We start from the raw sequence: 21,785 nt of genomic DNA on the forward strand, positions 1-21,785 counted from the left end.
GTCGAATAAGTGATCAGATGCATGTTTTGCCTTTAAAAAATACAATAACAACAAGGAGTGGGCAATGTCTAAAACTCATTTATTACAAGACCCCTTTTTAAATGAACTACGCAAAGAAAAGGTGCCTGTATCCATTTTTTTGGTAAATGGAATCAAATTACATGGAATTGTGGATTCTTTTGATCAATATGTGGTCATGCTGAAGAATTCGATTACTCAAATGGTTTATAAGCATGCAATTTCTACAGTTGTTCCTTCACGCGCAATAAAAATGCCAGTTGAAGATGAAACTGGTGGAAGCGAAGGAACTGTGGCAGACTAGAAAAATTTGAGTATCCCATTGTAGGTTGAGCCTAAGGCTCAACCTGAATTCCAGGCAATGAGAGAGGTTTCATATGAAAGCGCTCATCTGAAAATTTCTATGTCTCTCAGGGGAATGCTTTTGCTTTTACTCAGCCCAGGATTCAGTTTTTTCGGAGAATAGGTTCGTGTTTGAACGTCCTCAAGGTGGTGAGCGAGCGGTATTAGTGCAACTAGCACTACCGGGAGTTGATGCAGATAAAGCATTGCAGGAATTTGAAGAATTAGCTCTTTCAGCAAAAGCGGAAATATTGGATTGTGTTTTAGGCACACGCGCAACTCCCGATGCCAAATATTATATTGGTAAAGGTAAGGCGGAAGAGATTGCACAGTTGGTAAAAGCGCTTGATGCAGAGTTGGTTCTGGTCAACCATGAATTGTCCCCATCTCAGGAACGAAATTTGGAGCGTTTATTTGAATGCCGTGTAGTAGATAGAAGTGGCTTGATTCTCGATATTTTTGCTCAGCGTGCACGAACCTTCGAAGGTAAATTGCAAGTCGAGTTAGCTCAATTACAACATTTATCAACGCGCCTGATACGTGGTTGGACTCATTTGGAACGACAAAAAGGGGGTATAGGATTACGAGGCCCTGGTGAAACGCAATTAGAAACAGACCGTCGTTTATTGCGAGAACGCATCAAATACATTAATAAACGTTTGGAAAAAGTACGTAGTAGTCGTGATCAAAACCGGCAGGCCAGACGAAAAGCTTCTTTGCTTACTGTGTCTTTAGTGGGCTATACCAATGCAGGTAAATCCACTTTGTTCAATGCATTAACAGGGGAAAATATTTATGTGGCAGATCAGTTGTTTGCTACTTTGGATCCCACCATGCGCCAGCTCAACTTACCTGGATCCGCTTCGGTGATTTTAACTGATACAGTAGGTTTTATTCGCGATTTACCGCATCAATTGGTAGAGGCATTCCGCGCTACTCTGGAAGAGACACAGCAGGCTGATTTATTATTGCATGTAATTGATATTTCTGACGCGAATTGGCGAGACAATGTTTTTTCAGTGCAACATGTTTTAGATGAGTTGGGAGTGCATGATATCCCTATGATACTGGTATTCAATAAAATTGATTTAAAAGAGGGATGGAAGGCCAAAATTGATTATCAGGAAGAGAACTGCAAAGTCTGGATTTCTGCCGCAGCAAATTTAGGGTTGGATTTGCTTAAAGAAGCAATCAGTACCCAATTGCATGGAGCAGTACTTATTGAAAATGTAGTACTTAAAGCAACCCAAGCGAAATTACGCGCACAACTCTATGAACTGGGTTCTGTTTTAAGTGAGTCATATAATGAAAATGGTGACTGGATGCTGAAGATTCGGATTACTCAAGCACAAAAACAACGTTTGTTTGCGAGGGAGCATTCCTGATATGGGAGGGCAAATTTCGGTTACCCTCCACTTTGAACTCTCGGTTTCTATAATTTAGGACTTTTCTATCTCCATATCCAAGGTTTTAAGATCCTGGCCGCCATAAAGGGTATTAACCAGCTCTCCTTTGGGATTAATAACGAAGGTAACCGGAACGCCAATGATATCGCCTAATCCCAATGCAAGCGCTGGATCTGTAACAAGCGAGGGATACTGAATATTGAATTTTTGAATGAGTCTTTTTTGCTTATGTATCGGTAGCCCATCATAATTTACTGCAAATAATACAACAGGATCTTTTTCGTGTTTTTGATAAAATCGGTTCAGTTCAGGAATTTCCTCAATACAGGTTTTGCACCAGCCCGCCCAGTAATTAATAAGCACCCATTTCCCTTTCAAAGAGGCAAAAGAAATGGTCTTGCCTTGAGTGTCCTTAAGCAGAACATCCGCCTGGCTTAGGGGTGCGGTAGCCATTAAAATCAACAGGACCAATAAGGTTTTTATTTTCGTCATAATTATCTCATCCAATATTTGGAAACTACTTCATTAGACTTCCAGAACCCCTTGGCCGAGAGTAAGAATTGCTTTGCCAAGGTGCTCAAATCTTTATGTGCTGCGTGTACACTCCGGTTCGCTCCGTATCTTCTCGCGCTTTTTCACTGAAGCGGGTTTCTGAAGAAGTCTATTCTATTGTAAGTACTATATCAAAAAACGCTCCTAAAATCGCTTGGATTTAATGAATTAGGTCAGCATTGTAGACCATTGGCAAATGAATTAGGTATGATGGCTGTATTTCAAAAAAAGAAACGCTCCAATGGCAAAACTTTATTTCTATTTTGCAGCAATGAATGCCGGGAAAAGTACGGTCCTCTTGCAATCAAGTTATAATTATCGTGAACGCGGCATGGATACTTTGTTGTTTACACCGGCAATCGATAATCGTTATCAGCATGGGGCTATTCATTCGCGTATTGGTTTATCCGAATCCGCGTTGATTTTTAATCCTGAAGACGATCTGTACAAGCAGGTTCTGATACAAGAGAAAAAATTCGCTTGTGTTTTGGTTGATGAAGCTCAATTTTTAACACGGGCACAAGTTCATCAATTAACGGAAATTACGGATCAATTGGGTATTCCTGTGCTCGCATATGGATTACGTACTGATTTCCGTGGTGAGTTATTTGAGGGAAGTCAATATCTTTTGGCTTGGGCGGATGAATTAGTTGAGCTTAAAACCATCTGCCACTGCGGCCGTAAAGCGACGATGATCTTACGATTAAACGCCCAGGGTGAAGTGATCACTGAAGGGGAGCAAGTCGTCATTGGCGGTAATAATATGTATTCATCAACGTGCCGCAAACACTTTAAGCGTCGAGAACCGGGCAGTACGCTCGCGATCAAAGAACGGGCAGCAGGAGATTTAATTTGATCTGGGGCAGATTGATACTCCTTAGCTTGAGTTCTACTTGCAAAGGAGATCACCTAATCCATAGCCTGTAGTCTCAATGTAACGTTTTCTTAACTCCAACTTACTGGAAACTAAGAGAATAAATTTTGTTTCATGATGAAGATAAAGTCTGAGTATGCTCATCGATAACTTCTGTAACTTGCTCTTTTTTAGGACAGTCCCTAATTACCGATATTGCATACTCAACAAGCTCCTCACCAGTTACACCTTTCGGAACACCTTTCAATGCAATCGTTTCGTCAGTTGCCTTAAATAAATCCAGCGTAGCCATATATTTGGCAGAGCTCATTAGATAAGACGCATCGTGCAGGGTTAAAATTCTACTGTCTTTGTCAATAAGCCCAAATCCTCTTGCTCGCTCATTCATTTTGGCAAGGTATTTCTCATACAGGGCCCCTTGTCCAGTAATGGTTGAGAAAACTTCTAGCGACATGATTCTTTTACGAAAGTTTGGATTAACAAAGGTAGTCGTTTCTACGTCATCTGCTTTTGCAAAGCCACTCCAAATACGCCCAGCGGCCTGCACAATCATCATACTATGAACATCTAAGTCAAATAATGGGCGCCAGTCATCATCTTCTGTTGCTCCCAAGATTGCTGTTGTTTCATTATTTCCATCAGCAAGATCAAAAATATTCTCAAGCCGTGTACGGTTGCCCATTTCTACCTCTGCCGCGAGAACTGTTTGGAAATGTTCAAATTGTTCAATATCAATATGTCGTGCTGTTTGCGGACGAATATATACGGGGGGTAAACACATCGATGCGATAGTTCCCTTCGCTTGAATCAGCTGAAATCCTATGGTGTATTCTTTAACTGTGTGTGGATCAGGTGAGGTTGAAAGCAAAAAGCAACTTTTAGTTGGGTCGAATATAAACTCAGCAACATTTAAACCCTTAGGTCTTTTTTGGTATTTCCCTGCACCAAGTCTTCCATCTTGTGCAATATTTTCTGCCTCTTTTAAACCTGCCATTCCGCGATGAACCATGTCTGGATCTTTTGGCAAGGAATGAAGCATATCTTTATAACTTACTTTTACCTTTGCAGCAGGAGGAGGCTTAAGATGTTCAGAATGTGTTATTCTAGGAAGATCTCGGCTGAACCAGCCTTTATCAGGGTAAAGATGTTGTAAAACCGCCCGACGGCATGGACTCATGCTTGAAACTCGCCTTAAGTGTCTCATAATATGGGATCTCCCGATTATTTTTAAACAAAAACTATTATTTTTGTCTCTTTTGCCTATTTTATAAGCATAGATTAAAAAAATTTATTGTTCAAAAAATGAATATGGGATCTCTCATAGCTGTATCATCGAAGACAAACAGATGCATTGTGACTCGCACTGTATTTATCAGGAAAAACAATCGAGTGGATCAGTTATTAAATCCTTATCCATTACAAAAATTTGCAATTAAAATGGAATAATCCCGATTAATTATTTTTAAATACCAGGGTAACCAAAACAGTTCCTCAGCCTTCCATTTGTTGAAGGCCAAGAAAAGGATTGAGTCGCTAAAGTTTATATCTTTGGTTCATTGAAAGGTGAGGGGGTTTCTATAATTGCTTTTGCAGGATTTGATTCAATTAAAAAAGCTACAAACTTCACAAGCTCCTCAGTAGTACGAATATTTTTGGGGACACTTTGCAATACCATGGTTTCGCCAAGTGCTTGGTATTTTTCTAAAAGCTCCTGATATTCAGGGGAGTTCATCAGATCAGAAGCATCACGCAAGGTTAACATTCTATTGTCTGAGTTTATAAGTCCTAAGCCTTTTGCGCGATCATTCATTTTGGCAAAATATTTGTCATACATCGCCCCTGAACCTAAGGCTGTTGAGAAAATTTCTATTGCCATTATTCTTTTACGAAAATGCGGATTAACAATTGTTACCGTATCTATTGTATCCGCCTTAGTAAATCCACTCATAATTTTCCCAGCACCGCGCACCAGCACCATACTATGGAGATCCAGATGAAATTTCGGACGCCAATCATCTTTTTGGGTCTCCCCCAAGATTGCCGTTGTTTCATTATTTCCTTCGGCAAGTCGAAGAATATCCTCAGATTGGGTACGATTACCATGTTCCACCTGGAATTCGAGAACTTTTTGATAATGTCTAAACATGTCTTCGTCGACATGTCGTGCAGTTTGCGGACGAATATATACTGAAGGTAAACACATTGAGGTAATGGCTCCTTTCGCCGTGATGAGCTGAAACCCTATCATGTACTCTTTCACTGTGTGTGGATCCGGTGACGTTGAAAGAAACATACAACACTTAGGATCATGTATAAATTGCGCGATATCTAAATGATAAGGTCTTTTAGTATATTTTCCCGCCCCAAACTTTCCATGCGTCGCAATACTTTCTACTTCTTTCAAGCCTGCCATTCCACGATGCACCATATCTTTCTCACTGGGCAAACTGCTCAGCATCGAAGTAAAGCTTACCGTTGCTTTTTTAACGGGTATATGCACAGTCTTCTCAAGTTCCATGGTACGACGTGATGTGCCGCTGAACATTGTTCCTAAACCACCAGGGTTTGTATTGTTTAAAACTGTAGTGCTTAATGGACTTAATGAACTAGGTTTGACTTTACTCCACATAATTTGGACCTCCAGAAGATTTTTGGGCAGGTGTAATTATTTTTAATTACAGTGATTATTTTTTAAGCATAGCACAGACGGGGGGTTGTTCAAAAAAATGAGCAGTTTGTTTTATAGGTTCTCGAATATAAATTAGAGGTAGGGAGCTTCGTCATCTTAGGCCCACAATAAAGAAGGCTCGATGTTGATGATATTTTATTGGATGTTTTGGAAGGGATTGTGTATTAATACTCAATAATGACTGGTTTTTATTTAGGCTTAAATTTAACATCTGTATCCGATGACGGATTTTGGACTATGCTATATAGCAATGAATGATGGAAATTAATATAGCTAACATGGAGTGTATTCATGAGCGAAATTAAAGTAGAGCGACTAATCAAAGGTATCCTGGTCCGTGAAGGTGGCGGTGTAAAATTACATCGCTACATTGGTATTGAGAGAAGCAATGATTTCGAACCTCTTCTTTTACTCGATTATTTCAATAGTGCTGATCCTTTAGATTATATGGCTGGTTTTCCTCCGCATCCACACCGTGGTTTCGAGACAATTACTTATTTGCTTGATGGCAGTATTACTCATGAAGACAATAAAGGGCATAAAGGAGTTATTGGTGCAGGAGATGTGCAATGGATGACTGCTGGCAAGGGAATTATTCACTCAGAAATGCCTTCCCCTAATGGCAGATTACATGGGTTGCAGTTGTGGTTGAATTTGCCTGCGCTAGAGAAAATGCGTGCGCCACGTTATCAAGAAATGCAAAGCGATCAATTGCCCGTGGAGACCAATGACACCGGTGCTCAAATAAAGGTTATTGCGGGTAAGACAGATAAAGGAACACATTCGCCAATTTCAGGCATTGCTACACAACCTTTGTTATTCGATATTATTTTGCCCCCTGGCGCAAGCATGCAACAACATATCCCTAATGATTACCAAGCGATTCTGCTTGTGATTTCCGGAACCGTTCGTATAGGCGAGCAATTAGTGCAACACGATACTTTGGCAAAGCTTGGAAGCGGGGATGTTTTATTTTTGAAAGGTGAGGCAGCAAGCCAATGCATTATGATTGCAGCTGCCAGACTTCATGAACCGATTACCCGTCATGGGCCATTTGTAATGAATACTCAAGAGGAAATAATACAGGCGCTGGATGATTTTCGTAGCGGTAGACTCTAATTTTCAAATACAACCTATTTAAGGATTTTACTAAGTCTGTTTCCATTTCGCTGGTTGAGTCAAATGGCCAGATTTTCGGGCACGAAAGAGCAGCATAAACGCAGTATTTGGGCATTGGAGCACAGCTTTGCCAAGAGAGTAGAAATGGAAACAGACTCTAAATTTGTCTAAAATTGGATTATTAGGAGTCAAATAAGTGAGTGAATGGGAGTAAAACTTGTGCACCCACGGAAAGAGCAGTCTGCCAAAGAGATCTATAGGATTGTAGATCAATACTGTGAGGAAAATTTACACAGTAAGTACGGCTCAAGTTCAGCAATACCTCTGGTTTTGGGTATTTCAGATACTGATGCGCAGAAATTGATTCATAAAATTCTGATTGCTTTGCCTGATTGTTTCTTTTATTTGGCAAAACCAGAGCGTATTAGTGAGATGGTAGGTTTTATTGCGCAACGGTATTTGCTTTTTCAAGTACAAGAAAACATTAATGATGAGTTATTTCCTAGCTTGCTTATTAACTTTGTCAACAATTTAGTCGAAGAAATTATGCTTCGGTATTACTCATACGCATGAGCAGGTGATTTATGACTAAAGAAGAGATAATTCAGGGAACAGGGCTTAGCCGCGCAGATCTGGACGCAGTATTTTTGTTGGAACGGGCTATCCAAACGGATAAACACGATCCAGGTATTGAGTTAACCGCTGAAGAAAAAAAGGAAGTAATCGCTTTTTTAGAAAAGTCGATAAGTAATCTGGAATTAAACAAACAACTTCTCGAGTTAGGGAAGCTGGAGCAGAGCGATACCGGAATTAGTTTTGCTGTGATGAGTATGCTAAGAAATATAACTTTTAAATCAAGGCATTGGCATGAAATTCGATCTGATGATCAGAAATTAACACTCTCTAAATTAGGTGCTCTATCTGATTTAGCTTCTCTTGCACGTGATTTGGCTGTACTTGAGCAATCGGGTTTAATAATTGAATCTTCCCCTTTAGCGGAACTGTATTCTGATGCCCAAAAAGCGTTAAAAGATGGTTTCTCCAAAGGTGTTGATATTTCTTCCCAGGCTATGGTTTTTGAGATTAAAGCAAAAGGTGCTCCCATGTTACTCCATCCAAATTATGAAAAAGATGAGTTCGTCTTGTCTGAATTTCTCTATAGCGAGGAATATAGGATAAAGCTGGATAAGTTAATTGGAGGTGATGAACTAAAAGAATTTCTAAAAAAACATTTAGGTGATGACTGGTTACCGCAATTGGAAAATAAATTTGGGATAATTCAACGCGAAATCCATGATGCACAACTCATAGGTCCTATTTATCATGGGCTCATTCATCGGGATACATCAGCCCAAGAAGATTTTCGTGCGGAAGATAAAAGTCCAGTAACGCTTATTTGTTCTCCATTTGTAGGGATTTGTACTATGGCTGCTATTAAAGAATTAAATGAGCAACTGATACACGAATTGCGAAATAAGGGTGTTGAGGATATCCCTTCTCCTTTGCTGCAATTACCTGTTAGTGAAAAATTGGAGGCATTATCTCCTTCCCAATTTATTGATGTTTTGAACAAAAAGGGTGCTTTAGAGCGATTACCTGGACAGGCAACAATAATGATGAAAGAGCGTTTGAGTGGTGCCAAAAACGAAGGCGAAAATGAGCGTCCTTTAAATCAACCCAAAAATTGAAAAACCTTTTCCTCCCTCTCCCTATTGTGGGAGAAGGACGGAGAGGCTTGAGCGAGTTTACTTAAGCCACTCGGTCAGTAATGATTCCATTGTTTTTCGTGCCGCTCTCAAAGCGTCGGAATCAAGTGACGAAGGACTATGTAAATCGTCACAATGAGCTGCCCCTTGAATCAATTGATACGTTAATCTGGGGTTAATCGCGTTCCCATTTTTTTCTGCCAAAGAAAGGGCAGACCAGGGATCGTTTTCTCCATTAGTGAAATAAATATTGGATGCCAGGATGTCCATTAAAGGAAAGTATAAGGTATTATTGAGTTCTTCTATATTGGCGGGTTGCATTAGACCAAACAAGCGCTGGCAGATATTATGGTGGTAATCCAGATTTATTAATGAAGAGCGAGTAGAAAGCGCGGAATTGGGATGGGCATTTTGCCAATAACCGTATTCTTTGCATGATTGATAGTACCACTGGCGCATTCCTAAACCGTCTTTATAATCGCCGGGATTTTCGCTCATAGCGCCCTGGGCTGTCATATCTACTGCTTTAACCTGCATGTCTTGATATAATTTTTTAGCAAATTCAGCATACCCTTGGAGTGGTGTTGGGCTTGCAGATAAACTGGTGCAAAAGGTGTCACGCATTCCGTATTGCACTGCTGCAGCGCCGGTATCAGCAATCAAGTATAAAAAATCAACTGGATCAGCAACTGCAGATGCATCAAACAATGATTTCATTTGAGTCAGCTTCGCAGGATTGCTCAAGCTGGCTTCCACTTCGCTGACTACCTCTCGCATTTGACTGGCGCATTGTAAGCCGGCAACCTGGGTGACATGTGCATCGTACTCAACAAAATCTTCTTTAGCCATTACAGGTGCTGATGAAGCTAGGGCACCGACAACCAAATAAGGAAATTTTAAACGGTAATAAGCCGACAAAGAGCCTGGATAAGAACCGCCAAAAGCAACCCATTTTCCGGTCCAGTTTTTTTCATTTTTTAAATGACGTTGGAAATAAGCCAAATCATCTAAAGCAGCTTCTGTAGTTAAGAAACGTAAGTCTTTAGTTGACAATGAATTGAAAGGTAAACTTTCACCATAATATCGATGTTCTAGGGCCACGAGCTTGGCATGAAATTTTTGTGCGTAATTTCTGATTGCGCCATTTAGTGCGCGCTTGGTGCAGGTGGCTTCGCCGCAAATATAGAAAAATACCGGTGAATCCTCTTTAGGGCCATAGGTTTCATCAATATAGTAACGTTGGGAAAAAGTTCCCGTAGCCGGATCATTATGGTCGATCAATTGTTTAAAATACGCGAGTTGAATTGTTTTTTCAGCAATTAAAGGGATTTTTTCTTCTTGCTTTTTTTGCAAGTAACGCTCCACAATTCCAGCATGAGTTGCAGAAAAAGTAGCGCAAAAGCCCAGAGAAAGTATCATCCATTTTTTAATATGCATCATATTTATTATCCTTAACTCAAATAAAGTCCCTTAGTTAGCTTGTAGCAAAAACCCTGACACAGCGAACACCATAAGTATTAATTTTGTTAATGGTTCCCTGAGTACTCACTCCATTAGCAAAAAACTCCTGAAACCATGCATTATTTAGAGAGTCGGCGCTGGACTCAGTAGAACTCCAATATCGGCCATTTAATGACAATTCTGGAAGAAATCCCAAACTGTATAAGTTAGTTACAATATTGGGTGTATTTGCAGGGCAATTCGCACTCGTACCGCCAGCTCCTGAGTTAAATATCCCTAATTCACAAATTGCAGGCAAATACCAGGTCCCAAAAGGTATTTCCCCACTATTATCCATACCAATTTGATGACATAAAGTGGCGGCATTAGGAATCATTCCTTCATAAGTCTCAAATATTCGCGCACTGTTACAGGCACCGTCGGTAGCTCCATTGCAGTTATCAGGAGGGCTTGTCGATGTTTCTGTAATCCCTGAGATAGCCAGGGGAAATCCGCTCCAAACGAAGCTCGAACTTTCATCACTATCTTTCACTACAAATACTAGTGGAATATCTGGGGAAGGAAATACCACAGAATACACTAAATAACCGTCCATAGAAAAAGCCAGGGCGATTGAGGGTGGTAAGACAACATTATCCCCTGTGACTACTATTCCCCCCTGGGCCACAAAAACAGTAAAGAAGCCAGGTGAGACAATATTTATCATGCACGATCCGTTTGCTGGAATTACAGCACATGTGGTACTGGTGACACCAGCTGCTATCCAGGAAGCAGGTAAAAGAACGCGCACATTAAACGCTGGAGTGCTGGTTAGATTCGCTACGAAAATGTTAACGCCGCCTGGATCGCCAGCGGGAATAATTGCATTAGTAGGAACAGACAGCATGGTTGTAGGTGACATACTTACGTTGACTGCTATTGGAATAGAGTTCACAGCATTTGTTCCAAAGACTGTTGACGTAGTATTTCCTGGTGTAACTCCTGGTTGATAGGTGATTTGACAACTGTTATTAGGCATTAAAAGGGCCGGACAGAAACTCACTACCCCAACCCCAAGCGGAGGTGATGATGCGATAGAAGCCTGCACATTTGAAGCCGGTAGAGTACCAATGTTAGTTACAGCGATTGATTGCGGCGAACCGCCTGCGATCAAATTTACTATATTAGATGATACGCTCAGTATTGCTTGTGGCTGAGTAGGACATGCTACCGCCTGCATATCAAAGAATGTTGCATTGGTATTTGATCCTTTAACCATGACATTGGGAATGAAAAAAGCAATGGAGGTATTGGTAAAAAAGGAAATGGTGCAACTTCTTCCGGGCAATAAAGAGGCCGGGCAGCCATTATTTTGCAGGACATAAAGAGAAAAAAAACCGTTTGTCGAAGAGGCCTGGATATTATTTGCAGGAACTCTGGAGTTATTCGTAATGGTAACAGCCCCTGGCGTTGAGAGACATTGAGGTAAGTTTTGGCTTACTTGAATTACGCAATTTTGCAAAGACTTGGAGCAGATGACGCCATTTTTACCGGTGCTTATGGTTAAGTGGGCTTTTTCAGCGGTTTTGGATGATTCGAGTGCCCAGAGAGATTGAATTGGAACAATAAAAAAAAGAAAAAAATACAATGGTAGTTGCTGCAGGCGACGCATAAAATTCATCCTTTTAATTAAACTGGGCGCGTAGTTATGCAACCATATTACAGACCCCATCTTTTTTGCAAGAGAGTGGGGCATTATCATGGGGTAATCCTTATAAAAAAGAAATATTAATTGAACAATTTACTTGTAGATTGTTTATTTCCATGCCATCATGGTGCCAGTGTAAATTTTTTGAGTGATTTTTATGTTAAAAAAACTGCTAAACTTTACTCTTGTTTTAGTTTCTTCTAATGCATTTGCTGTAACAGAGCTGGATTTATATCAAGCTCCATTAAGCAGTTTGAACCAATTTCCACTCAAACAACAATCAACAATAAACGCACGTGCAGCCGCTCCAATTGCAGAAAAGAATGCACTGCAGCAAGTGAATCAGACTCAAGAGCACTCAAAAACGATCCTGAGATACCAACAAATGTATCGGGGAATCCCTGTTGTTGGCGCACAAATTATGATTACTAAAGAGGATGCGCAAGTCAATGGACATTTACTTAACGGCATCCAACTGGATACGAAGCCCGCACTGACTTCAAAAGAGGCTGTTGATTTGGCTAAAAAATCCTGGTTCAGTTTTAATCCTCAAATGCCTACTTATGAGGAATTGATTGAGTTACAAATTAGGGCAGAGCAAAATAATGAACTGAAACTGGTTTATCAGGTTTCATTTAAAACCACTCAAAGTGATAATAAACCAGCATGGCCATTTTTTATTGTAGATGCACAAAGCGGCGAAATCACCAAACAATGGAATAACATAAAAAATTTTATGGATGGCGGTCCGGGTGGAAATGAAAAAGTTCATGAATACTGGTATGGAAGAGATGGATTGCCTTTCCTGGAAGTTACTCAAAATGGCAGCCAATGCATTATGGATATCGCTAAGGTAAAGCTGGTCAATCTGGGGTCTGCCTGGGATTGGAATGATCTTTTGATTACTCCTTTTCAATATCCTTGTAGCAAGAATATAGAAGAAAACATCAATGGTGCATTTTCACCAACCAATGATGCTTATTATTTTGGCCAGACCATAGTGGATATGTATAAAGAATGGTATGGGGTCAATGCACTGCAAAATACTAATGGAAGCCCAATGCAGTTAGTCATGCGTGTCCATTTTGGCCAACATTATGATAATGCTTTTTGGGATGGACAATTTATGTCTTTTGGCGATGGGGAGGATTTTTATCCCTTGGTATCTCTAGATGTAGCGGGTCATGAGGTAACCCATGGTTTTACTGAGCAGCATTCGGGCCTTGAATACCATGATCAGTCAGGCGCCCTCAATGAGTCTTTATCCGATATGGCAGGTCAGGCATCGCGTGCGTATCTCTTGGAAAAGTTTCCTCAGCTCTATAATAAACTTTACTTAGAGCCAAATACTGTAACTTGGGGTATCGGTGAAACGATTGTTCGTGATTCTTTTGGTAAAGCGTTACGCTTTATGGATTATCCTTCTTCAGATGGTAGCTCGGCGGATTGTTTGGATAAAAATCTAGCGCAAAGTTATGGGGCATATTGCGCGATTAGTTATCCCGAACTGGTTGCTTACGCAAAATCACATATTTCTAATCCTCAGGAAAGACAAAGTTTTATTGTGCACACGGCCAGTGGCGTATTTAATAAAGCATTTTATTTATTGGCCAAAAATATAGGCATTAAGCAGGCTTACCAGATGATGATTATCGCCAACAGCAAGTATTGGACTCCTACCACTAATTTTATTCAAGGTGCTTGTGGTGTCCTGTATGCTGCAAAAGATATGAGCGTTGATCAGAAAATGGTTCAGTCTGTTTTTGGTCAAGTAGGTGTGAAGACTATCAGTTGTAAGATAAATTAAATCAGCACCCTTTCCTGGCCCGGGAAATGTGATTGTGTTCGTCTCGGGTTCCACTAAACTTGGTTCTGTGTCCGTGCTTTCCCAACTTATGCTCTGCAGCGGGTTTGGAAAGGTCGCATATGTTCCATTTATGTCCGCGTGTAATTCATAAAGCATTTTTTTTGCTCTACATGTTGTTTGCCGGTCAACAGAATTAGTATATAATTACCCTGTTTTTTAATATGCGTTCACTATTTTATTTAGGTTGGTAGCCGAATGGTCATCTTTTTCATTACTCTAAGCATTTTGGTATTAAGCCTGCTTTGTGTAGCCGTGATGGTTTTCAAGCTCATTCGTCAACCCGCCGAGCCTATATCTTTAATGCAATATTTGAAATTAATTATAAGTGGAGTGATTGCGTTTATTGCAGACACTTTGGGTGTTGGAAGTTTCGCTGTCAACGTGGCTTTGGCAAAATTGACGGGCACATTCCGGGATGACGAAATGCCTGCTGTAAATAATGGAGCACAAGTGATCCCAGGGACAATAGAATCTTTATTTTTTATGGGGTTGGTAGATGTTGATTTGACTACGCTTCTCACCTTAGTCATGGGTACTTGTGTTGGGGGTCTGGTTGGTGGTTTTGTTGTAAGTCATATGAGTAAACAGACAATTCGTTTAGCTATGGTTTGCTGTTTTGCTTTAATTATTCTGCTTTTAATTTCACATCAATTTCGTCTGTTACCTGTTGGAGGTGAATTAACTGAATTGCATTCATGGAAATTAATCGTGGGCTTTTTAGCGATGGTGGTTTGCGGTGCCTTAACCTCAGTGGGTATAGGTTTATTTGTTATGGTGCAAGGGGTACTGTTTTTAATGAATGTTTCGCCTGTAGTGGCGTTCCCAATTATGACTACTGCAGGAGCCATGCAGCAACCATTAACTACTTTTGTATTCTTGAAACATAACAAAATCCCTTTAAAGAAAACCATGATTCTAAGTCTTGCAGGTTGCTTCGGTGTTTTTATAACGATTCCTATTTTTATGCAGTTAACCATTACCTGGTTGCATTTTCTTTTATTATTCATCCTGACTTATAATTTTTTTGCGGTGGGCCGTTCGTATTTACGCTCCAGACCAAAAAAACTTTATGCACAAACTCCAACACCTGCGTCCCTTGTAGCAACTGAATAATAGTTCTATAGTTACACGCTCATTTTGTGAGCGTGTAAAGTATATAGTATGATTAGCTAATTTTAAGGTTAAAAAAGTACCTACTATGGATGAACCAGTCAGTAAATCACAAAAAAAACGAGATGCCGATTTTTTACAAAAAATGGGCGTAAAATTGATTGACTTGAGTTTGTCTAAACTTGAGTTACTTCCACTTCCTGAAAATCTGTACAAAGCAATTATCGATGCAAGGTCCATTAAAAGTCATGGTGCTAAAAGAAGACAAGCACAATTAATTGGAAAGTTAATGCGTGCTGCTGATCATGAAGAAATTTTGGCAGCTTATGAGCGTTTACTTGAAGAAGATAAATCGGTAACGGCATCGTTTCATGAGGTTGAACATTGGCGTGATCGCTTGCTTAACGAGGGTAAAGAAGCATTAACTGCATTTATTGAAGCGCATCAACCTGAAGATGTGCAGCATTTAAGGCAATTAATTAAAAAAGCGGTTGATGATCAGCAGAAAGAAAAAAATACAGGCGCTGCTAAAGCTCTTTTTCGCTATTTGAGGTCATCCATAGAATGAAATATTCTCTATTTATAAGCTGTCCGCGCGGACTTGAATATTTATTGGAAGAAGAGTCGAAAGCGTTAGGTTTATCAGTTACGCGTGTCAATCCGCAAGGAGTTTATGGAGAAGCGGATTTACTGACCCTTTACAAATTATGTCTTTGGTCACGAATAGCCAATCGCGTGCAATTAATTCTTTTTAGTGGCTATGCGAGTAATGAACAGGCGCTGCATCAACTGTGTACCGATTTTCATTGGCAGACTGTATTTTCACACGATAAAACGATTGCCATCGAATTTCATGGATTTTCAGAGCACATCCGTAATACGATGTTTGGTGCACAGGTAGTTAAAGATGGAATAGTCGATCATTTTCGTCGCTTAAATCATTCGCGCCCTTCAGTAGATAAAGAAAAACCACAAATTCTTATTCATGCCTATCTGAAAAATGATGTGATTACTGTGAGTTTTGATCTCACTGGATACAGTTTGCACCAAAGAGGGTATCGTCATAAAGCGGGTGCTGCACCTTTAAAGGAAAATGTAGCTGCTGCACTACTTATGCGTGCAAAATGGCCAGAATTAGCTGCTAAAGGGTATGCTTTGCATGATCCCTTTTGTGGGGCAGGTACTTTAGTTATTGAAGCCGCCATGATGGCAGCACATATAGCTCCTGGCTTATTGCGTCAGGATCAATCCTTACAATATTGGGCACAACATCAATCTTCATTATGGGAAAAATTACGGGTAGATGCCTTGCAACAAGTTAAAACGCTGCCCCTGACCTTATTGGGTACTGACTCAGATAACAAAATAATTGCTACTGCACGCAAAAATGCTGAACTCGCTGGTGTGGGGCCACTGGTTGATTTTAAAACTCAAGCACTACATGAGATTAAGGCTCCGGCAACAAAGGGATTAGTTATATGTAACCCTCCTTATGGCGAACGCTTAAGCGAGGTGACGCATTTGGTTCCACTCTATCAGCAATTGGGTAAGATTTTGCATGCACATTATCAAGGTTGGCAGGCTGCAATTTTGACCTCCAATCCTATGTTAGCCAAAGCCTTAGGACTTCGCGCCAGCAAACAATACACCATATATAACGGTGCATTGGAATGCAAACTGTATTATTTGGATATTCATGTAGCGAACGAGCTTAAAGGAATCATGAGCAATACCTTATCTGAAGGGGCGCAGATGCTCTTTAATCGACTGGAAAAAAATTATCGTCATTTACAAAAGTGGGCGAAAAAAAATCATATTTCGTGTTATCGAATATATGATGCAGATTTGCCTGAATACGCATATGCAATAGATATATATAATGATTGTGCTGTACTCCAAGAATATGCTGCTCCTGCAAGTATTCCTGCCCATAAAGCAGAGAAACGCAGCTTGGAAGTAATGCAAGTTGTTCCCAGAGCGTTAGGGTTGGAAGCGGATCAATTGGTAATAAAGCAACGCAAACAACAAAAAGGCAGCGAGCAATACCAAAAATTAGGGCAAAGTCGAAAAACCATGGTGGTTACAGAGGGACAAGCTAAATTTAAAGTTAATTTATATGATTATCTGGATACGGGTTTATTTTTGGATCATCGATTAATGCGCCTTAGCTTTGCCAAATTAAAGCCAGGAACACGATTTCTCAATTGTTTTTGTTATACAGCCAGTGCCAGTGTTCATGCGGCTTTAGCCGGAGCATCGACAACTAATGTCGATCTCTCCAATACTTATTTGAGTTGGGCTGAAGAAAATTTCAAATTAAATCATCTTGATTTATCGAAGCACCAATTTGTGCAGTTTGATTGTCGTGAATGGATGCGAATTACTCGCGATCGTTTTGATGTTATTTTTTTAGATCCACCTAGTTTTTCCAACTCTAAGCGCATGACGGATACTTTGGATATTCAACGTGATCATGTTTCTTTGGTGAATTCTGCTATGCGTTTGCTAAACCCAAACGGAGTTTTATATTTTTCTACTAATTTTCGTCAATTTAAATTGGATCCCCAACTTATAGAAAAATATTCAGTGCAGGATATTAGCGCTCAAACAATAGATCAGGACTTTAAACGAAATCAAAAAATTCATCGCTGTTTTAAAATAATGATGCCGCAATTTGCCAATACATGAAACGGGACTGTAACAGGATGTACGAATGAAAAGACAAGGAAAAAAGAAAAAAAATATAATGCATCCTGCAAATGTATACCAGCATATGGTGCGTAACGCGTGTTTTGGGCTTTTAATAACAGCGTTGGCGCTTTTTATAGGTATGTTGGGATATCACTATTTAGAGAAAATGTCTTGGGTTGATTCATTTATGAATGCTTCCATGATCCTTTCAGGCATGGGACCAGCATCCGATATGGTCACGATCTCCGGGAAGATCTTTGCCGGATGTTATGCGTTATTTAGTGGTTTGGCATTTATTGCAATTATGGTGATAATACTTTCGCCCCTGATTCATCAGTTTTTTCGTAAAATTCATCTGGAAAGCAAAACGATCTATTCTGATGATCAGGACTAGGGTCTGTAAACAGACTTTAAAGGGTATTTTTATCTACCCCATATATTTGTTCTTTTAATGAGTGCATGAACCCGGCCATAAAAAATAGCTCTGCAACAAGAAATAAAGGGGCGATGAGCGCTTGGCTCAAGTTGTCCATGAACGCTGGTTTTTTACCTTCCAGATAATGACCGTAAAATTGTAATCCCCAGCCTATGATAAAAAAGATGACAAATGCCCAAACGCCTAATGTCGTCGGCCCATCTTGGCTAAACCAATTGGCGATCAGTAACAGGATGAGCATAATTGGAGTAAGTGCCAAAGCGAGTTGCCAATTTAAGCGGAAGTAATAAATTAAGGCAATTAAAGTGGCTAAGCAGGCAAGATCTGTTGCAAAAACACCTGGCATAATTATTTTTATAAAACCTAACAAGATCATTACTGATAAAATTATGAGAGGAACTCCTGCCATATGGGTATAACGAGTCTTGATATTTTGATGATATTCAGCATAAAACTGTGCTTGCTCAATAAATGATTTCATTTTAAAAATACTCTGAGTGCGGTTCTATAAAACATAGCATATTCTCTTAAAAAAAGCAGTTTTACTGATTAACCCCGGTTAATTTAGTAGCGGTCTGAGCATTAAAATTATTTTGGGGGCTCAAAAGAACTATCAATATGGTGGACATCTTGTTCCTCCGTTTTTTCCATATCTTTTTTCCTGGTTTTCCAAATAGAGACCTCAAGTAAACTCGACGGCTCTTTCTTTTCCAAAGATGGATCGTCTACGGCTTCGTCATGTGCTGGGGCGGCTTTGAGTGCATTTTGATAAAGTTTATAACTTTTTAATGCAAGATATAAATTAGCGACATGCAGATGAAATCCAGCGCTACATCCGCCATTTAACAAATTGTTAACATCCTCTACGAAATTACATTTACGTCCTTGTACCTCTGAATAGCTGCTAATAGGACCACCTATTGATGTAAGAAAAATAAGAGGTTTTATTTCTGATTTGTTTAATTTATCAAGATGTCTTCTAAATTCAGCGAGTGGTTCATGCAGTTCTGCCGTTAGCTTATTTTGATCTGCACTGACTAAAGAATTTCCTAAAATTTGCGAGGCGAGTACAACCTTACCTATTAAATCTAGGGTGGTCTCACTTACACCATCAGCATAATTTTGCAGTCCATCATAAATAGGACTGTGTTCAAATGCATCGCTAATTATTTTATGAGTTAAAAGGGAACGAATATCCTGTTCACTAAATAAATTTAATGCCAGGCTCTCATGAGGGGACTGACTAAGCGGTTCTTTATTTTTATAATCACGAAATACGCCAACTACTTCGCATGGATTTTGGTAATCCCCAAATGCCCAATCCCCAGAAATAAATTCAGCGATTTGATTGATATCATAAGCATAGCCACTTTCAGAAACAAACAAGTTCTTTTCTGTGATATCAAGCAAATCAGATTTGTTTTTGGCTTTCATGAGACAACCTTATGCATGCTGGGCAAATATAGTCTGTATCTTAAAATATAGTTAATCGAGGCAACAAATCCAAATGTTCAGGAGCAACTCCCTATTTATTCTTTTTGTAAGTCGGGTAATGGTTATAATAGTGGTCACATTCCTTAGCGATAGTGCATACCAGAGCACGATCTCTATTTATCAAAAGCATATGTCCCTACGAGATAAAGCACATTTCCATTAGTTGATGAGCCAGGAATGTACGCTGCTTTCAGGGAAAGCTTTTTATAGAATACGCCTGCCCAAGGGACAGCTCCTGGAAAAGGAACGCTGTGCAGGATATCAGGGCGTGATGTAATCAGTATAGAAAATCCTAGTCCTGCTTTAAAATCTTTAGTCAACGTTGCGACTTTCAAATAGGCATATCCAGCAGTTGGTTCAAGGTTGCGATGGGAATCGAGGAATGCAAACGCATAAAGGCCGTGCCAATTTCCTTTTTCATCAAAAAAACCTTTACCAAATCCGCCTCCCCAAGCGAGCTCATTGTATTTTTTTTCTCGGAGCTGCTTTGCAGAATAAGTAAGGCGGTTATGCCATGCATAGCCTGAGAGATAGAGCTCGGTATCGCCTTCGGTCCATGTTTGATGCAAATGACGACAAAAAGGTTTAAAAAAAGGAAGCCAATATTTACATCCTCTGGGTTCAATGGTGTTTAAACCAGTAGTGTCCTCTTTTTCCTTGCCGTTTTGTGCTGCTGGAATTGCAGGAGAACTTAAGTTTGTTCCGTTATTGGATAAAGATGCAGGAGAGCTTGCAGAAAATTTGTTACTGTACGTATCCAAAGAAAATAGTATTAATAGACCGATAAGGATCATTCGTAAGGTTATTTTTTTCATTTACTTTAAACCTATGCGGGATCTAGACTGTATAAATATAACCTGTGATCTATTTTTCCTGTTGTTGATTGGCAGCATTCTTGCTTGTAAATAGAACTATGAAGTTACAACTTGTGAGCATACCATGGACTTGTTTCGTAAAAAAGAGATCAATACGTCATTTGAGAGCGAATCTCATCTCGTTAGATGCCTTACCGTTTTTGATCTGACTTTTTTAGGAATCGGAGCCATTATCGGTGCAGGCATTTTCATTTTGACAGGTATCGTTGCTGCAATAGATGCTGGGCCTGCAGTTATTTTTTCCTATGTAATAGCTGGGCTGGCTTGTGTCTTTGCTGCATTATCTTATGCCGAATTAGCCGCATCTATTGGGGGATGCGGGAGTGCTTATGGTTATGCTTATGCTGGATTCGGAGAGTTAATTGCATGGATTGTTGGTTGGGATTTATTGTTGGAATATGCTATTTCTGTTTCCGCAGTATCGGTCGGTTGGAGCAGTTATGCCCATGATTTTCTCAAGGCAATAAAAATAAATATGCCAACAATGCTCGTATATGGTCCAAAGGATGGTGGTGTTTTTAATCTGTTGGCTTGTGTGATTATTGCGATTTTAACCGCTTTATTAATTTGGGGCGTCAAATCAAGTTCTCGAGTAAATAATATTATGGTTATGATCAAGCTTTTGGTCGTTTTTCTTTTTATTGTTGTGGCGACCAGGGAAGTTGACCCCTCTAATTGGTCACCTTTTTTACCTTTTGGCTGGGAAGGTGTAATTAAAGGAGCTTCATTAATATTTTTTGCATACATTGGATTTGATGCTGTATCTACAGCGGCTGAAGAGGCAATCAATCCACAGCGGGATTTACCCATAGGAATAATAGGCTCATTATTTATCTGTACGGCAATTTATATTATCGTTGCTGGGTTATTGACCGGTATAGCACACTACAGCACCCTTAATGTTGCCTCTCCCATAAGTCATGCTTTACTCGTTTTAGGTTATAAAACAATAGCCAGTTTTATCAGTGTTGGCGCTGTAGCCGGATTGACTACTGTAATGCTGGTATTATTTTATGGTTTAACCCGTGTTATGTTAGCAATGACACGTGATGGTCTATTACCAAAGGCTTTTTCCAAAACAAATCAGTATACTCATACACCCATACGCGTTATTTTATTGTGCGGCATTTTAATGGCATCACTGGCTGCTGTTGCTCCAATACATGTTTTGGCTGAGTTAGTGAATGTAGGTACTTTATTTGCATTTTTTATTGTCTGTGCGGGTGTAATCTATTTACATTATAAACAACCACAGATGCATCGGCCGTTTCGAACTCCTGGAATGCCTTATGTACCTATTTTAGGGATGATCAGCTGTCTTTATTTAATGGTTCATTTGCCTATGACTACACTCTTTCGTTTTATTATTTGGATGAGCGTTGGTATGGTAATTTATTTTCTCTACAGCTATTGGAATAGTGCTTTGGCTAAAAAATAGTCTAGCTTAGGTTTTTGCTG

General features: G+C 39.8%; 20 protein-coding genes. 12 read left to right on the plus strand and 8 right to left on the minus strand.

The annotated features are described in order from the left end of the window. Positions 1 to 64 precede the first annotated feature (64 nt). Positions 65 to 322 carry an RNA chaperone Hfq gene (hfq, locus tag FOLKNPGA_RS00050; RefSeq protein WP_058459568.1) on the plus strand — a complete coding sequence of 86 codons (258 nt, stop codon included), beginning with the start codon at positions 65 to 67 and terminating at the stop codon, positions 320 to 322. Positions 323 to 488: 166 nt separating this feature from the next. Then, positions 489 to 1,745: a ribosome rescue GTPase HflX gene (hflX, locus tag FOLKNPGA_RS00055; protein ID WP_182351174.1), complete on the plus strand. Its 1,257-nt coding sequence runs from the start codon at positions 489 to 491 to the stop codon at positions 1,743 to 1,745. A gap of 54 nt (positions 1,746 to 1,799) precedes the next feature. Here hflX and FOLKNPGA_RS00060 read toward each other — a convergent pair whose 3' ends face one another. After that, complete coding sequence (locus FOLKNPGA_RS00060; protein WP_182352705.1) at positions 1,800 to 2,261, minus strand: TlpA disulfide reductase family protein; 462 nt, start codon at positions 2,259 to 2,261, stop codon at positions 1,800 to 1,802. 298 nt (positions 2,262 to 2,559) lie between these two features. On the opposite strand from FOLKNPGA_RS00060, the gene FOLKNPGA_RS00065 reads away from it, so the two are divergent. After that, on the plus strand, positions 2,560 to 3,174 hold the full coding sequence (locus FOLKNPGA_RS00065; RefSeq protein WP_182351175.1) for a thymidine kinase: 615 nt from the start codon (positions 2,560 to 2,562) through the stop codon (positions 3,172 to 3,174). Positions 3,175 to 3,304: 130 nt separating this feature from the next. Here the strand turns inward: FOLKNPGA_RS00065 and FOLKNPGA_RS00070 are convergent, their stop codons facing one another. Beyond that, entirely contained in the window at positions 3,305 to 4,396 is a 1,092-nt protein-coding gene (locus FOLKNPGA_RS00070; RefSeq protein ID WP_182351176.1) for a hypothetical protein, read from the minus strand. Between the two features lie 336 nt (positions 4,397 to 4,732). Continuing rightward, complete coding sequence (locus tag FOLKNPGA_RS00075) at positions 4,733 to 5,821, minus strand: hypothetical protein (RefSeq protein ID WP_182351177.1); 1,089 nt, start codon at positions 5,819 to 5,821, stop codon at positions 4,733 to 4,735. Positions 5,822 to 6,172: 351 nt separating this feature from the next. Between FOLKNPGA_RS00075 and FOLKNPGA_RS00080 the strand changes: the two genes are divergently transcribed. The 3 genes from FOLKNPGA_RS00080 (at position 6,173) to FOLKNPGA_RS00090 (ending at position 8,688) form a co-directional block, all read left to right on the plus strand. Further along, complete coding sequence (locus tag FOLKNPGA_RS00080; RefSeq protein WP_182351178.1) at positions 6,173 to 7,000, plus strand: pirin family protein; 828 nt, start codon at positions 6,173 to 6,175, stop codon at positions 6,998 to 7,000. Between the two features lie 219 nt (positions 7,001 to 7,219). After that, positions 7,220 to 7,573, plus strand: a complete 354-nt coding sequence (locus tag FOLKNPGA_RS00085; protein ID WP_182351179.1) for a hypothetical protein — start codon at positions 7,220 to 7,222, stop codon at positions 7,571 to 7,573. Between the two features lie 11 nt (positions 7,574 to 7,584). Then, positions 7,585 to 8,688, plus strand: a complete 1,104-nt coding sequence (locus FOLKNPGA_RS00090) for a hypothetical protein (protein ID WP_182351180.1) — start codon at positions 7,585 to 7,587, stop codon at positions 8,686 to 8,688. 57 nt (positions 8,689 to 8,745) lie between these two features. On the opposite strand, the gene FOLKNPGA_RS00095 is transcribed toward FOLKNPGA_RS00090, so the two are convergent. Next, the gene (locus FOLKNPGA_RS00095; protein WP_182351181.1) at positions 8,746 to 10,146 is read right to left on the minus strand and encodes a S28 family serine protease; all 1,401 of its coding nucleotides are present in this window, start codon (positions 10,144 to 10,146) and stop codon (positions 8,746 to 8,748) included. Between the two features lie 34 nt (positions 10,147 to 10,180). Beyond that, a complete protein-coding gene (locus FOLKNPGA_RS00100; RefSeq protein ID WP_182351182.1) occupies positions 10,181 to 11,818 on the minus strand; it encodes a DUF1566 domain-containing protein in 1,638 nt (545 codons plus the stop codon). A 193-nt stretch (positions 11,819 to 12,011) separates the two neighbouring features. Between FOLKNPGA_RS00100 and FOLKNPGA_RS00105 the strand changes: the two genes are divergently transcribed. The 5 genes from FOLKNPGA_RS00105 (at position 12,012) to FOLKNPGA_RS00125 (ending at position 17,916) form a co-directional block, all read left to right on the plus strand. Next, positions 12,012 to 13,661, plus strand: a complete 1,650-nt coding sequence (locus tag FOLKNPGA_RS00105; RefSeq protein ID WP_182351183.1) for a M4 family metallopeptidase — start codon at positions 12,012 to 12,014, stop codon at positions 13,659 to 13,661. A 255-nt stretch (positions 13,662 to 13,916) separates the two neighbouring features. Further along, the gene (locus FOLKNPGA_RS00110; protein WP_182351184.1) at positions 13,917 to 14,834 is read left to right on the plus strand and encodes a sulfite exporter TauE/SafE family protein; all 918 of its coding nucleotides are present in this window, start codon (positions 13,917 to 13,919) and stop codon (positions 14,832 to 14,834) included. Positions 14,835 to 14,919: 85 nt separating this feature from the next. Beyond that, complete coding sequence (gene yjgA, locus FOLKNPGA_RS00115; protein WP_182351185.1) at positions 14,920 to 15,399, plus strand: ribosome biogenesis factor YjgA; 480 nt, start codon at positions 14,920 to 14,922, stop codon at positions 15,397 to 15,399. Then, positions 15,396 to 17,519 (plus strand): bifunctional 23S rRNA (guanine(2069)-N(7))-methyltransferase RlmK/23S rRNA (guanine(2445)-N(2))-methyltransferase RlmL, encoded by a 2,124-nt coding sequence (rlmKL, locus tag FOLKNPGA_RS00120; RefSeq protein WP_182351186.1) that lies wholly within the window; start codon positions 15,396 to 15,398, stop codon positions 17,517 to 17,519. The genes yjgA and rlmKL overlap by 4 nt, the downstream gene beginning before the upstream one ends. Before the next feature lie 25 nt (positions 17,520 to 17,544). After that, on the plus strand, positions 17,545 to 17,916 hold the full coding sequence (locus FOLKNPGA_RS00125; protein WP_182351187.1) for a hypothetical protein: 372 nt from the start codon (positions 17,545 to 17,547) through the stop codon (positions 17,914 to 17,916). Positions 17,917 to 17,932: 16 nt separating this feature from the next. Here FOLKNPGA_RS00125 and FOLKNPGA_RS00130 read toward each other — a convergent pair whose 3' ends face one another. The 3 genes from FOLKNPGA_RS00130 to pagP all read right to left on the minus strand — a co-directional run bounded on the left by FOLKNPGA_RS00130 (position 17,933) and on the right by pagP (position 20,267). Beyond that, positions 17,933 to 18,439 carry a DUF962 domain-containing protein gene (locus tag FOLKNPGA_RS00130; RefSeq protein ID WP_182351188.1) on the minus strand — a complete coding sequence of 169 codons (507 nt, stop codon included), beginning with the start codon at positions 18,437 to 18,439 and terminating at the stop codon, positions 17,933 to 17,935. 107 nt (positions 18,440 to 18,546) lie between these two features. Beyond that, positions 18,547 to 19,392: a hypothetical protein gene (locus tag FOLKNPGA_RS00135; RefSeq protein ID WP_182351189.1), complete on the minus strand. Its 846-nt coding sequence runs from the start codon at positions 19,390 to 19,392 to the stop codon at positions 18,547 to 18,549. Positions 19,393 to 19,565: 173 nt separating this feature from the next. Beyond that, on the minus strand, positions 19,566 to 20,267 hold the full coding sequence (gene pagP, locus FOLKNPGA_RS00140; RefSeq protein WP_182351190.1) for a lipid IV(A) palmitoyltransferase PagP: 702 nt from the start codon (positions 20,265 to 20,267) through the stop codon (positions 19,566 to 19,568). Between the two features lie 124 nt (positions 20,268 to 20,391). Between pagP and FOLKNPGA_RS00145 the strand changes: the two genes are divergently transcribed. Further along, positions 20,392 to 21,765 (plus strand): amino acid permease, encoded by a 1,374-nt coding sequence (locus FOLKNPGA_RS00145; protein ID WP_182351191.1) that lies wholly within the window; start codon positions 20,392 to 20,394, stop codon positions 21,763 to 21,765. The last annotated feature ends 20 nt before the right edge of the window (positions 21,766 to 21,785 follow it).

The organism is Legionella sp. PC1000 (assembly GCF_014109805.1).
Classification (GTDB): Bacteria; Pseudomonadota; Gammaproteobacteria; order Legionellales; family Legionellaceae; genus Legionella; species Legionella resiliens.

Coding starts and splice junctions, on each gene's coding strand:
- hfq (WP_058459568.1), top strand. CDS start 65: ATGTCTAAAACTCATTTATTACAAGACCCCTTTTTAAATGAACTACGC.
- FOLKNPGA_RS00065 (WP_182351175.1), top strand. CDS start 2,560: ATGGCAAAACTTTATTTCTATTTTGCAGCAATGAATGCCGGGAAAAGT.
- FOLKNPGA_RS00070 (WP_182351176.1), bottom strand. CDS start 4,396: ATGAGACACTTAAGGCGAGTTTCAAGCATGAGTCCATGCCGTCGGGCG.
- FOLKNPGA_RS00075 (WP_182351177.1), bottom strand. CDS start 5,821: ATGTGGAGTAAAGTCAAACCTAGTTCATTAAGTCCATTAAGCACTACA.
- FOLKNPGA_RS00080 (WP_182351178.1), top strand. CDS start 6,173: ATGAGCGAAATTAAAGTAGAGCGACTAATCAAAGGTATCCTGGTCCGT.
- FOLKNPGA_RS00090 (WP_182351180.1), top strand. CDS start 7,585: ATGACTAAAGAAGAGATAATTCAGGGAACAGGGCTTAGCCGCGCAGAT.
- FOLKNPGA_RS00095 (WP_182351181.1), bottom strand. CDS start 10,146: ATGATGCATATTAAAAAATGGATGATACTTTCTCTGGGCTTTTGCGCT.
- FOLKNPGA_RS00100 (WP_182351182.1), bottom strand. CDS start 11,818: ATGCGTCGCCTGCAGCAACTACCATTGTATTTTTTTCTTTTTTTTATT.
- FOLKNPGA_RS00105 (WP_182351183.1), top strand. CDS start 12,012: ATGTTAAAAAAACTGCTAAACTTTACTCTTGTTTTAGTTTCTTCTAAT.
- FOLKNPGA_RS00110 (WP_182351184.1), top strand. CDS start 13,917: ATGGTCATCTTTTTCATTACTCTAAGCATTTTGGTATTAAGCCTGCTT.
- yjgA (WP_182351185.1), top strand. CDS start 14,920: ATGGATGAACCAGTCAGTAAATCACAAAAAAAACGAGATGCCGATTTT.
- rlmKL (WP_182351186.1), top strand. CDS start 15,396: ATGAAATATTCTCTATTTATAAGCTGTCCGCGCGGACTTGAATATTTA.
- FOLKNPGA_RS00125 (WP_182351187.1), top strand. CDS start 17,545: ATGAAAAGACAAGGAAAAAAGAAAAAAAATATAATGCATCCTGCAAAT.
- FOLKNPGA_RS00130 (WP_182351188.1), bottom strand. CDS start 18,439: ATGAAATCATTTATTGAGCAAGCACAGTTTTATGCTGAATATCATCAA.
- FOLKNPGA_RS00135 (WP_182351189.1), bottom strand. CDS start 19,392: ATGAAAGCCAAAAACAAATCTGATTTGCTTGATATCACAGAAAAGAAC.
- pagP (WP_182351190.1), bottom strand. CDS start 20,267: ATGAAAAAAATAACCTTACGAATGATCCTTATCGGTCTATTAATACTA.
- FOLKNPGA_RS00145 (WP_182351191.1), top strand. CDS start 20,392: ATGGACTTGTTTCGTAAAAAAGAGATCAATACGTCATTTGAGAGCGAA.